Annotated in this window: 8 protein-coding genes; 2 read left to right on the top strand and 6 right to left on the bottom strand. The window is 61.4% G+C overall.

From position 1 onward, the window contains the following. Nucleotides 1–91 precede the first annotated feature (91 nt). Nucleotides 92–1,546: a hypothetical protein gene (locus tag H0241_RS06930; RefSeq protein ID WP_181056649.1), complete on the top strand. Its 1,455-nt coding sequence runs from the start codon at nucleotides 92–94 to the stop codon at nucleotides 1,544–1,546. A gap of 37 nt (nucleotides 1,547–1,583) precedes the next feature. On the opposite strand, the gene gyrB is transcribed toward H0241_RS06930, so the two are convergent. From gyrB to H0241_RS06900, 6 genes are all read right to left on the bottom strand, one after another. Beyond that, entirely contained in the window at nucleotides 1,584–4,055 is a 2,472-nt protein-coding gene (gene gyrB, locus H0241_RS06925) for a DNA topoisomerase (ATP-hydrolyzing) subunit B (RefSeq protein ID WP_181056648.1), read from the bottom strand. A gap of 145 nt (nucleotides 4,056–4,200) precedes the next feature. Continuing rightward, a complete protein-coding gene (locus tag H0241_RS06920; protein ID WP_235984078.1) occupies nucleotides 4,201–6,831 on the bottom strand; it encodes a caspase family protein in 2,631 nt (876 codons plus the stop codon). Between the two features lie 122 nt (nucleotides 6,832–6,953). Next, on the bottom strand, nucleotides 6,954–7,148 hold the full coding sequence (locus H0241_RS06915; RefSeq protein WP_181056647.1) for a hypothetical protein: 195 nt from the start codon (nucleotides 7,146–7,148) through the stop codon (nucleotides 6,954–6,956). 69 nt (nucleotides 7,149–7,217) lie between these two features. Further along, on the bottom strand, nucleotides 7,218–9,221 hold the full coding sequence (locus H0241_RS06910) for a caspase family protein (protein ID WP_181056646.1): 2,004 nt from the start codon (nucleotides 9,219–9,221) through the stop codon (nucleotides 7,218–7,220). Nucleotides 9,222–9,236: 15 nt separating this feature from the next. Continuing rightward, nucleotides 9,237–10,382: a trypsin-like serine peptidase gene (locus H0241_RS06905; protein ID WP_181056645.1), complete on the bottom strand. Its 1,146-nt coding sequence runs from the start codon at nucleotides 10,380–10,382 to the stop codon at nucleotides 9,237–9,239. A gap of 131 nt (nucleotides 10,383–10,513) precedes the next feature. Continuing rightward, the gene (locus tag H0241_RS06900) at nucleotides 10,514–11,083 is read right to left on the bottom strand and encodes an NADPH-dependent FMN reductase (protein WP_181056644.1); all 570 of its coding nucleotides are present in this window, start codon (nucleotides 11,081–11,083) and stop codon (nucleotides 10,514–10,516) included. 218 nt (nucleotides 11,084–11,301) lie between these two features. On the opposite strand from H0241_RS06900, the gene H0241_RS06895 reads away from it, so the two are divergent. Beyond that, entirely contained in the window at nucleotides 11,302–12,672 is a 1,371-nt protein-coding gene (locus H0241_RS06895) for a cytochrome P450 (protein ID WP_181056643.1), read from the top strand. Nucleotides 12,673–12,678: the final 6 nt, after the last annotated feature.

Below are 12,678 nucleotides of genomic sequence, written 5' to 3'. Positions count from 1 at the left end.
TGTCGGGCTTTTTCTTGGCCAGACGGCGGTTTCAGCGTTACGATGATGCCTTCCCGTCCTGTCGGCGGGATTACCGTCAAGGGAGACGTTGGTGCCCAAAGCTGTCGCATCGCCGGCTTCCAAACAAGCCTCGCACAAGCCCAGCCAGGCGGTTGTGATCGTGCATGGCATGGGCGAGCAGCGGCCGATGGATACGCTGCGCGGCTTTGTTCAGGCGGTCTGGAGCGGTGACCCGACCCGCGCTCCGCCTTATGCCCAGATCCCTGATCCGGCTGCCCCCGGCACCACGATCAACCAGAGCTGGATCACGCCCGACAGCCGGACCAAGTCGCATGAGCTGCGCCGCATCACCACGCCTTACGATGTGGATGGACGCCGCACCGATTTCTACGAACTCTATTGGGCCGATATCACGCAAGGCACGACGCGCGGGCGGCTGGCTGCCTGGGTGACCAACCTGTTGTGGCGCAAACCCGCCGACATTCCGCCCGACGCCCGCAAGCTTTATGTCGCAACGCTTTTGATCGTCATCGTCATTCTCGGCGCGGCGCTGGTGCTGGCGACGTCGGTCTGGCAACACGCCGTCAGCTTGACCACCGGCCTTGTGATCACCGCTCTCGCCTCTTTTGTCATCTGGGCAGTCGACCAGTTCGCCCTTCCCTATTTCGGCGATGTCGCCGCTTATGTGCGCGCCGAAGCGGCGACGGTCGAGAAGCGCGCGTTGATCCGCGACCGCGGCCTGACGCTGCTCAAGACGCTCATGACGGACGACCGCTACGACCGCATCGTGCTGGTCTCGCACAGCCTGGGGTCGATCATCGCTTACGACCTGCTGCAGATCTTGTGGTCCGAGTTCCGGCCACGAAAACTGGAAGCCATCCGTGACAAGGCGAAACTGGAAGCGGTCGAGGCCAGCGACAAGGCAACGCTCGGTTCCGATGGCTCGACGTGGCCCGCGAGCCTTAGGGATCTCGCCGGTTTTCGACGCGGCCAGTGGGCGCTGTACCGGCAGCTTCGGACCAAAGACGCCGACCATCCACTGCCGTGGAAGATCAGCGATTTCGTCACGCTTGGCAGTCCGCTCTCCCACAGCGAGTTTCTGGTGACCTACAATCTCGCCGAATTCCGGCGCGGCCTTGCCGAGCGGCTGTTCTCGGCCTGCCCGCCGATTGCCGACGGCGGCCAGGCGGGCGGTACCGTGCTTTATCAGGAAGGACACAGCCCCGCCGGCAAGGCGCAGCGCGCGATGCATCATGGCGCGGTGTTTGCGGCGACGCGCTGGACCAATGTCTTCGACCGCGGCAATGGCTGGGCGACAGGCGATCCGATTTCGGGACCGATGACGGAAAATTTCGGCCCCGGCGTGGAGAACATCCAGGTCGAGCTGCGCAGCTCGCTCGGCCGCGTCTTTACCCACACGCTTTATTGGTCAACGACGGCAACCGGCGACGAGGTCGCCCCGTCGGCGGAAACCGCGCGACGCTCGCATCTGCAAGTGCTGCGCGACGCTGTCGACCTAGGCCGCAAGCTGGAGCCAAAAGCCTAACCCCCGGAGCTCTGCTCCTGCGGCAAGGCGCTCGGCGTCAAATATCCAGATTGGCCACCGACAGGGCATTGTCCTGGATGAATTCGCGTCGGGGTTCGACCTCGTCGCCCATCAGCCTCGAAAACAGCGAATCCGCATCGGTCGCATCATTGACCTTGACCTGCAGCAGCGAGCGCACATTCGGGTCCAGCGTGGTTTCCCACAGCTGCTCGGCATTCATCTCGCCAAGGCCCTTGTAGCGCTGCATGGTCAGGCCCTTGCGGCCGGTCGCAAACACCGCGTTGAGCAGCGCCAGCGGCCCGGAAATGGTTTCGGCGACATCCTTGCGGCGCAGCACCGGCGGCTCGCCATAGACCTCGGTGAGGCGCGGCGCGTAGCGGTCTAGCTGGCGTGCGTCGGCCGAATTGATCAGCCCGGCGTCAATCTGCGCGAATTCCTTGACGCTGCGCACCGTGCGCTCGAACACATAACCGCCGACGCCTTCATTGGAGGTCGACAGCCGGCCGGTCCAGCCGCGCTCGGTGTCCTCGGCGATGATGTCGAGGCGCTGGGCGACGCGTTCGGCCATGGCGTTGGCGCGGCCGAGGTCGTTCAGCACGTCGGCGTTGAGCGCGCCGGCGATCGCCGCCTGTTCGACCACGCCTCTGTTGTAGCGCGTGTGCAGCCCGTTGATGAGCTGGCGCACCGCTAGCGCATCGTCGATGGAGCCGCGCAGATCCTGTCCGGCCCGCGCTTCGCCGGAGGCAAGCGTGAGCGACGCCTCTTCCAGCCCCGAACCGATCAGGAACTCCTCGAAGGCGCTTTCGTCCTTGATGTATTGCGAGCTCTTGCCGCGCGTCACTTTGTAGAGCGGCGGCTGGGCGATGTAGAGATGGCCGCGCTCGATCAGCTCCGGCATCTGCCGGAAGAAGAAGGTGAGCAGCAAGGTCCTGATATGGGCGCCGTCGACGTCGGCGTCGGTCATCAGGATGATCTTGTGATAGCGCAATTTATCTGCGTTGAACTCGTCCTTGCCGATCGAGGTGCCGAGCGCAGTGATCAGCGTGCCGATCATCTCGGAGCCGAGCATGCGGTCGAAGCGGGCACGCTCGACATTGAGGATCTTGCCGCGCAGCGGCAGGATCGCCTGGTTCTGCCGCGAACGGCCGCCCTTGGCCGAGCCGCCGGCCGAGTCACCCTCGACGATGAAGATTTCGGATTTCGCCGGATCGCGTTCCTGGCAGTCGGCCAGCTTGCCGGGCAGCGAGGTGACGCCGAGCGAGCTCTTGCGGGTGATGTCGCGCGCCTTGCGCGCGGCTTCGCGCGCCGCAGCCGCCTGGATCACCTTGTCGATGACCACCTTGCCCTCGGTCGGGTGTTCTTCCAGCCAGGTGCCGAGCGCCTCGTTGACCAGGCCTTCGACCACAGGGCGAACTTCTGACGAGACCAGCTTGTCCTTGGTCTGCGAGGAGAATTTCGGGTCGGGAACCTTGACCGAAAGCACCGCCGTCAGGCCCTCGCGGCAATCGTCGCCGATCAGCGCCACCTTTTCCTTCTTGGTCAGACCCGACGACTCGCCATAGCCGGTGATCTGGCGCGTCAGCGCGCCGCGGAAGCCGGCCAGATGGGTGCCGCCGTCGCGCTGCGGGATGTTGTTGGTGAAGGCCAGCACGTTCTCGTGGTAGCTGTCGTTCCACCACATTGCGACTTCGACGGTGATGCCGTCGCGCTCGGCCTTGATGGCGATCGGCTTGTCGATCAGCGGTTTCTTGACCCGGTCGAGATATTTGACGAACTCCTCCAGGCCGCCATCATAGTGCAACTCGTGGCGCACGACGTCAGCATGGCGAGCATCGGTCAAAACGATGCGCACACCCGAATTCAGGAAGGCGAGTTCGCGCAACCGGTGCTCCAGCGTGCCGAAATCGAACTCGACCATGGTGAAGGTTTCTGACGACGGAAAGAAGGTGATCTCGGAGCCGCTGCGGCCTTCATAGGTGCCGGGCTGCTTGTCCTGCTCGTAGCTGCCGGTGGCCTTCAGCGGCGCATCGGAATTGCCATGCGTGAAGCTCATTTCAAAAATCTGGCCGTTGCGGCGGATCTTGAGCTTCAGCCAGGCCGACAGCGCATTGACCACCGAGACGCCGACGCCGTGCAGGCCGCCGGACACCTTGTAGGAATTCTGGTCGAATTTGCCGCCGGCATGCAGCTGCGTCATGATCACTTCGGCCGCCGAAATGCCTTCGCCGGTGTGGATATCGGTCGGAATGCCACGGCCATTGTCGATAACGGTGACAGAACCATCGGGATTGAGCGTCACTGTGACGAGGTCGGCATGACCGGCCAGCGCCTCGTCGATGGCGTTGTCGACCACCTCATAAACCATATGATGCAGGCCCGAGCCGTCATCGGTGTCGCCGATATACATGCCCGGCCGCTTGCGGACAGCGTCCAACCCCTTCAAAACCTTGATTGAATCGGCGCCGTATTCGGCTTCGACGCCGTTGGTGTTCTCGGTCTGGTCGCTCATGAAAACCTGTTGTCTAGATGCCGTTTGTACAGCGCGAAAAATCGGCCCCGAATCGCGCCTCTGATATGGCTTAGATATAGGCGCTAAAGGCGGTTTTTCCAAGGTTTGCGGGGATTTCGGGGCCGAATCCCCAGCCGGCAGCCGGCTATTTTTTCCGGGCGTTGGAATGAGCCAGAAGGTTGCGCAGATATTTGATCATGAATTTGTCTCCGGGCGCCAGCCGTCCCGTACGGTCAAGCTCCTGCGTCAGCTTGAGCGCCTTGGTCAGCGCCACCTTCGGATCCCTCGCCACATAGGCATAGGCGACGTAGGCGCGCGCCAGATCGGCTTGCCAGACCGCATTGTCCGGATCGGACTGGGCCAATTTCTGGGCAATGGCGAGGCTGGCTTCGAAGGCCGCCTTGGAACCCTCAAAGTGACGTCGGTCGGTTTCCAGATAGCCGATCTTCTGCAGGGTGATCGACATATCGCGTTGCCAGTTCGAATTGGCGGGATCGAGCTTGGCCAGCCGGTCGGCTATAGCAAGACTATCCTGATAGTTTTGCAGAGCACCGCCGGCATCGCCCTGCTGTCTAAGCACCTCGGCGACCTGTTCGAGACACACCGACAGGTCGCGCTGCCAGTCCGTGTTGCCGGAATCGATGGCGGCAAGGTCGCGCGCAGTGGCCAGCGCCTGCTGGAAGGCGTCCAGCGCGGGCGGCCAATCCTTCTGGTCGCTGTAAGCTTTGCCGATCTTGGCGTAACCGACCGACAGGTCGCGCTTCAAATCGGTGTCGTTTGAGTCGCGGCGCACAAGCGCTTCGGCGATCACCTGGCTCTTGTTGTAGGCGTCGAGCGCACCGGCAGCGTCGCCTCGCTCGCGCAGAACGTCGCCGATCCTGGTGTAGCTGACGGAGACAGCGCGCTGGTGCTTGGGGTCATCGGGGTTGTTCTGCGCCAGCGCCAGCCGAATTCTCAGGCTCTCTTCGAATGCCGTCTGGGCGCCATCCAGCTGGCCGGCGGTGCGGGCAAGGTCGCCGATTTCGTCATAGGTAATGGTCAGGTCGCGCAGCAAATAGACGCTGTTCGGCTCCGCATCGGCCAACTGCTGCTTGATCGACAGGCTTTGCTGATAGGCTTGGGCGGCCGCACCCACATCGCCTTGCGTGGCCAGCACATTGCCGATCTTGTCGTTCGCCATGGCCAGATCGCCGAGCCAGGTCTTTTTGTCTGGAACCCGTGCGGTCAGATCCTGCAGCATGTCCCTGGCCGCCTCATAGTTTTGCAGGGAGGCCGGCAGATTGCCTTGCGCCATCTTGATGTTGGCGAGCTTGATATGGCCGATGGCGAGATCACGTTTGACGCTCGGATCGGTTTCCTGACGCGACCGCTGCTCGAGGTTGGCCAGCAGTGCCGTAAAGGCGCGGCCAGCGGCTTCGACATTGCCGACCGTCGTGTAGAGGATGCCGAGTTCCTCCATCGTGCGGCTCTGGCGGTCGGCCTGTTCCAGGCTGAGCGAAGCCTGCCCGGCCTCACCGTAGAGCGACAGCACGGTTTCATAGTCCTTGATGGCGGTGGGATAGTCGAGCCCGGCACGCGCCGCGCCGCCTGACAGAAACCGCGTCGCGGCCTCGGAAAGGGTGCGGCTGACGAATTTGGATTTCAATGTGTTGCGCGAGACATTGTCGATGTCGGCGGCCTTGGCAAGGATCGCGCGTGCGCCATCGAAGGCGCCGAGCGACAACTGCTCCTCGGCCTGTCGACGCAGCTCCGTCACCGTCGGATCATCGGCGGCCAGGGTCTTCATGTCGTCGCGCACCTTGACGAAGGCGTCGGCGGCCTCGCGCAATTTGGCGTCCAGGCTTGCCCCCGAAAGATGGCTGGTGTCGGTGGTAATCAGCGCGCCATAAAGCGGCGCCAGCGGCATGTCGGCGTCGCTGGCGATCCGCTCGACCGCGCCACGCATTTCCGGCGTCACGTCGGCCATGGCGAGCAGCAGCCGCTCGCGCTCCGGCAATTGCTCCTTGGCGGCCGAGGCGAAGAACAGCTTCGGCAAGCCGTTTTCGACATAGGGCAATTGCTTGCCCCGCGACTGGTCGTAGACCTCCTGCTGCACCAGCGTCAGCACCGAGCGGATTTCGAGCCCGTCGGTGCCGAGATATTTGGTCAGCGCTGCTGTAAAGGGCGAATTCGCGCCGGTGCCGTCGGCCGCTGTCTCACCCGGTGCCGCCGAAAAGGCGAACAGGATGTTTTCCGCCTTGCCGACGCGTCCGAGGCCCGGCTTGACCTGATCCACCATATCCTTGATCAGCGATGTCGCGCTGCGTCCGTCTCCACTGCCGCCTGTGAACGGATCGCTGCGGCAGGCGTCGAGCACGATCAGCCCGACCTTCGCCGTGGCGGCAACCGCGTCGCGCACCTCCTCCAGCGGCAGACTGGTCTTCTCCAGCTGGTCGAGCGAGGAGGCGTCGGCGTCGACCGGCAACAGCCGGTTGTCGCCGGATATCTCGACACCATGGCCGGAAAAATAGACCAGCGCCACATCGGCGCCCTTGGCATCCTCGCGAAAATCATCGAGCGCGCGGCGCATGCGCCTGAGATCGCGGTTGGTTTCGAGAACGACCTCGAAGCCGAGCTTCTTCAGCGCCGCTTCCATTGCCTCGCCGTCATTGACGGGGTTGGCCAGCGGCCGCACCAGCCGGTAGTCGTCATCGGCAATGACCAACGCCACGCGCCGCTCCGCCGCCGCAGTGGCGCTGGTCGCAAGCATCAGCAGCAAGGCAAACAAAAAACGCAAGTCGAACCGCCCCCGGCTCAGTCACCAGGCGACCATTCCACCGGTTTGTGGCGAGGGCAAGTCCGGGCTGAAGCGGGCCGTCTACGCCGCCCGTACCGGCTTCAGCGTTTCGCTTCAGGGAACTATTCGTCCAGCATCAACCTAGCTTCAGGGACATATTCGCTGGGTCGGAAGGCGTCGAGCGGTTTCTTATGTGCCGGCAGGGCCACATCTTCGCGAATCGGCATCACTTTGACCAGCAGCAGCTTGATCGCTTCCGCCGCGCTCTGATGGCCTGAAACACTGCCGTAGCTGGCGATGGCGGCTGGCTTGTACATGTACCCGAAGGCTGCGTCATCCACTGTCAAAGATGGACTGGCGATTGGCTACGTACGGGAATCTAGTGTTCATTCGCCAGTAGGCACGCATATGTTGTCCTTGGCTAGTTGCAAGTAATTGACAAACATAGGATCAAGATTGGGAGACTTCGAGTAATCTATATAGAATCCAGACATTAAATGCTTGGTGTCGTAATAACACGGTTTGAAAAAGGATAATGTTCGCAAAGCATACAAAGAATGACTATAATCTTCTATATTAGATGTTCGTATTATGGATGTAGATATCTTTATTCTTGAATCATAATTCACAGTGTTATTAAAAAGGTCTACAATTTTATTGCTGTTGGGTATTTGATTATAAGTGAGAAGCCCTGCAATTAGCGTGGAAAGACCAATTTCATCTTGCTGATCGTCAGACATGCAGTTTTCATCTAGTATTTCACCAGTATTTTCTAATACTTCGGCGCCAGAAATCTTTGCACGCAAATTGTTGTCTTTCAAGAGCATGGATTTTATCGAATTCAATATGTTGTCGGCGAGAGGTTTGTCATCGCCGGTGTCTACCACCAAATTGTATGGGCCGGCCTTAGAGGATATGGTTAGGTCGACACGTTTGCCGATGATCCTGCGTATGCTTCGCGCATATCCGCGCGCCTTGCCGCAGTCGGATTCGTCAAACAGCAGCACACGCCATTTCCCAAGCACGAGATTTTCAATTGGTCCAATCTTTGGAGCGTCCGGAGGCGGGGCCGGCTCAGCTTTTTTCTGCTTCGTTTCAGGCCTGGCAAAAACCGCCAAACGGACAATATTCGCCATTGTCAAATCATAGTCACGCGGCTGGGCGGCGATATTCAGGAACACTAGCCCGAGATACACTAGAAGTGCCAGAACCAATATCACAATTCCAACCCGCTTCATCAAAGGTCGGGCTGCCTGCTTGTCGGCTTGCGAAATACTATTTTCCGTGACGGCCGGCGTATCCCGTTCGTCACCGGCTCTGGCCCTCTCCTCTTCCCTGCGGGTCGTTGACACACTTTGTTCAATTCTCACCTGATAGGCATCGAGAGCAGCTTTCAATTTCTCCCTGAGCTCAAAATCCCGCTCCTTGCCTAGAGGATCGTCTGTGTTTAACCGGTTGTCGAAGGCGGTTTGAACAAGGCCTGCCTTATAGGTGTCCTTCCCAACCAGAACCCGTGCCAGTTGCTCAATAGCGTAGCTGCGCTCGGCGAGGCTTTGGCTGACCAACTGGTCGAGCAGACGCTGATCCAGCGGCTTGCGCACATTCGGATTGCTGCACAGAACCAGGGTGTCGCTCTGGTTGAATACGGTCAGTTCTGGGGTCGTCTCCACGCTGCCCCGGTTTCTGTGTTCGCGAATATAATCGTGGATCTCTGAGACCGTGATATCCTTGCTGTCGGGGGCTGCGTCCCCCGTCCGGATGGCATCGACAATGAGGCTGGTGTAGATCGACTTTGCGGTCTTGGTTTCCGGATCGATCTCCTCGAATGCGCTTTGCCCCGATTGCGACGCCGCCAGAATGTAGGTGCCGGTGCCGCGAGGCAGGAAATTGCTGCGCACTAGGCCGGCGTCATAAGAGGCGCTGCGCGCGCGCAAGGTTCCGTCTTCGAACACGGCGCCGGCATGACAGCAATCGAGGATCAGCACTTTGCGCCGGGAGGCCGACCGGGACATCTCGTCGAGAATGAACTGAGCTGGCAAAGCGGTGGCGTTCAGCCGCTTGATCTGGGTTTTTTTGACCGCCAGATAGAGCCTGCCGTCATTGTCCCGGACACCGTGTCCGGCGAAATAGAGCAGCAGCAGGTCGTCTTTCTTGGCGTCGGCGAAAAGATTGCTGATGGCCAGCCTGAAGTCCTCGGCGCTGATGTCGAGTTGCGGCGGAGCGACATCGAACCCGCCGATCGCGGGGTCGGACAGCAGCGCGCCAAGTTTCTCGATATCGGTCCTGGGGGCCAGAAGCGGCGTGATGGCCGGATCGACATAAGCACTGTTGCCAACCAGCAGCGCCTTGCGGCTGGGGTGTGCGCCGTCTCCTCTTGCGCCTTGGCTCATGCGTCAGTGCTTTCCTCAGCTCTCCAGATATGACGCAAAGTCCGAAAGTAGAGTGCGGATCGCGGCTACCGAGTGGGCATAATTGCCGATCTTTGGATTGCCGCCGAAATGCAGGCCAATGACGCGCAGCCCGTCTTCCCCGAGGTCGACAATGGCCGAGCCCGAACTGCCGCCAAGTGTCGTGCAGTCATGGCTGAACACCGTTTGCCTGGGATCGGTGTCCAGATGCGCGTGCTCGATTTGCCCTGGCGAATAGCGTTTGACGCCGAACTTGAAGTCGAACATGGCTTTCAACAGGCTGAAGGGTTCCGCGCCCGGGCGCGGTTTTCCCGGAAAGCCTATCGCGTAGGTGTCGCGGCCCTCGATCACGTCGCTCTGTTGGCTTTCCAGGCTGAGCCGTTCTGGAAAGGCGCGGTCGCCGACCTCGCAGCGCAGAACGGCCAGATCGATCTTTCCAAAGTCGATTTTGGCAGGATCGATTGTGGCTGCTGTCGTCAGAACCAGCTCGGCCAGGGCGAATGGTTTTACCGGCACCGCCGCGTTCTCGCCGCCAAAGTCGATGCCCGCCTGTTCCTGCAGACGCCATTTGCCGTTCTCGTCCGCAACGGCGAGGTCCTGCAGCACATGCCGGTTGGTCAGCACCAGGCCGGGGCCGATGGCGAACCCAGTTCCGACATGGTTTCCTCCAAGGTTGATCCGGCCAACGGAACTGCAGACTTTCGAGATCGCACCGGCAAAGGCGGTGGTGGCATCACGCCAGATACCGAGCCGGGCGTCGGCGAAATCCAGGCCGCAATCGGTCAGCGCGAGCGAAGGGCGTTGACCGGTGGCGATGACGATAGCCTCCAGCCCGACGGTCTCGTCCGTGGTCAGGATGGCTGCGTCGCCGTCTTGTCCTAGTTTGCCGAGGCCCCTTTTGCCGTCGGCCAGAACTTTGGTCATGCCTTCGTTCTGGGGCAGGCTTTCCATGCCGGAAGACTCGACGGCAATGGAAAGGGCCTCGGTTGCCAGTCCAGCGATCTCGTCGGCGCGTCCCTGGTCCAGTGCCTTCACATCCGACCGGTCTTGCGGTGCGCGTATCGACCGCTCGGTGAATGTGCCGGCAGCATTGTTGCCAGCACCGAGAATACGTAGAAACCTTTCGGCAGCCCGACCAGTCATTTTGCCCCCCAGCAACATCGAGCTTAATGAGTTGAGGGGAAAATACAATATGTAGCTAGGAGTGCTACGGGATCTTCGGGTTTATTATCGAATATCTCAAGAACCGCGATGTCGCGCCACCTGCCAACACTTTACGCCACCCGCATCGGCTTCAGCGCCTCGCTCCAGCGCGACAGCTCGTCCAGCATGGTCTTGGTTCCACCCTGTACCTGCTCACTAGCCTGGAAGGAGCCGTCGCTCTCCAGCAGTTTCTGATACAGTGGCAGCGCGACACCTTCGGGGACCGGCATGATGCCGACCGAGGTCAGCAGCGGCTTCAGCGCTTGCGCGGCGCGCAGGCCGCCGGAGACGCCGCCATAGCTGAAGATGGCGGCTGGCTTGTATTTCCATTCGCGCAACAGGTAGTCGATGGCATTGACGATCGCCGGCGCGACGAAATAGTTGTACTCCGGCGCCACGAAGACGAAGGCGTCGGCGGCATCGATTGCCTTCGACCAGGCTTTGGTGTGATCGTTCTGGTAGTTGCCGAGCCTCGGGTGGTGCGGTTCGTCCAAAACCGGCAGCTGGAACGCGGCAATGTCGGTCAACACCGGCTCGAACTTGCCGTGCTCGCGGGCAAAACCCTCCAGCCAGTGGGCGAAGACCGGCCCGGCGCGGCCCGGCCGCGTGCTGCCGATGATGATGTTCAGCTGGTGCTTCAAGGCGGGCTCTCCTGGGCGATTGGCAGTATCTGTTGGTGACTGTCACCTACGGCAGAGTGTCCTATTGGACAAGGCGCAAGCGTTTCACAAGCGGTCACAATCCGATGAACACACTGTCCGCCGAAGCATGGCCGCGCCCCCGGCGTTCCGGTCTGCCCTTCGGTCACATGGACGCCCGGATTGCCAGCCACTACATTGAGACATCAGCGGAGTACCTCATGGACACGCAGCCCGTCCCCTTCGTGCCGCCGGCGCCCAAGCCGCGCACGACGCCGCCTTCGACGCTGGAGATGATGCGCATCGTCTACCGCAATCCGCTCGAATTGTGGGGCGAGCATACCTACAACGAACCCTGGATTTCGGCGAATGGCGTCGGCGGGCATCTGATCGTCGCCAACGATCCCAGCCTCATCCGCCACGTGCTGATCGACAACGCCAAGAACTACAAGATGGCGACGGTGCGCCAGATGATCCTGCGCCCGATCCTGCGAGACGGTCTGCTGACCGCCGAGGGCGAGGTGTGGAAGCGTTCGCGCAAGGCGATGGCGCCGGTGTTTACGCCGCGCCATATCTTCGGCTTTGCCGAGCCGATGCTGCGCCGCACGATGCAATTCGTCACCCGCTACGAGAATGGCGGCATGTCCGATATCGCCCATGACATGACGCTGCTTACCTACGATATTCTGGCCGAAACGCTGTTTTCCGGCGAGATTTCGGGCGAGCCCGGCAGTTTCGCGCAGGAGATCGATCGCCTGTTCGAAACCATGGGCCGCGTCGATCCGCTGGATCTGTTGCGCGCGCCCGAATGGCTGCCGCGGCTGACCCGCATCCGCGGCCGCAAGACCATGGCCTATTTCCGCAAGATCGTCACCGACACGGTCAAGATGCGCGAAGAGCGGCTGAAGCGCGACCCCGACACCGCGCCGCAGGATTTCCTGACGCTTTTGCTGCGGGCCGAAGGCCCGGAGGGGCTGACGCGCGCCGAAGTCGAGGACAACATCATCACATTCATCGGCGCCGGCCACGAAACGACCGCACGGGCGCTCGGCTGGACGCTCTACTGCCTCGCCGAAGCGCCGTGGGAGCGCGAAAGGATCGAGCACGAAATCGATGCCGTGCTGGCGCGAGAGCCCGACCCGACGAAATGGCTGGACGCCATGCCGTTCACCCGAGCCGCCTTCGAGGAGGCGCTGCGGCTCTATCCACCGGCGCCGTCGATCAACCGCGAGCCGATCGAGACGGAGACGTGGAACGATCTGGTGCTCCCCAAGCGCGCCGCGGTACTGGTGATGCCTTGGGTCGTGCATCGACACAGAAAACTGTGGGACAGGCCCGACGCCTTCATGCCCGAGCGCTTCCATCCGGGAAACCGCGAGAAGATAGATCGCTTCCAGTATCTGCCGTTCGGCGCCGGTCCGCGCATCTGCATCGGCGCCAGCTTCGCCATGCAGGAAGCGATCATCGCATTGGCCATCATGCTGTCGCGCTTCCGCTTCGATGCGACGGCGGAAACGAAGCCGTGGCCGGTGCAGAAGCTGACGACGCAGCCGCAGGGCGGCCTGCCGATGCAGGTGACCCGCCGCGTTTGACGCGAC

Origin of the sequence: Mesorhizobium neociceri (genome assembly GCF_013520985.1) — a bacterium.
Lineage (GTDB): Bacteria > Pseudomonadota > Alphaproteobacteria > Rhizobiales > Rhizobiaceae > Mesorhizobium > Mesorhizobium neociceri.
The sequence above is the reverse complement of the archived record's forward strand: the minus strand, read 5'-3'. Positions and strand labels throughout refer to the sequence as shown.

Coding starts and splice junctions, on each gene's coding strand:
- H0241_RS06915 (WP_181056647.1), bottom strand. CDS start 7,148: ATGTACAAGCCAGCCGCCATCGCCAGCTACGGCAGTGTTTCAGGCCAT.
- H0241_RS06895 (WP_181056643.1), top strand. CDS start 11,302: ATGGACACGCAGCCCGTCCCCTTCGTGCCGCCGGCGCCCAAGCCGCGC.
- H0241_RS06910 (WP_181056646.1), bottom strand. CDS start 9,221: ATGAGCCAAGGCGCAAGAGGAGACGGCGCACACCCCAGCCGCAAGGCG.
- gyrB (WP_181056648.1), bottom strand. CDS start 4,055: ATGAGCGACCAGACCGAGAACACCAACGGCGTCGAAGCCGAATACGGC.
- H0241_RS06905 (WP_181056645.1), bottom strand. CDS start 10,382: ATGACTGGTCGGGCTGCCGAAAGGTTTCTACGTATTCTCGGTGCTGGC.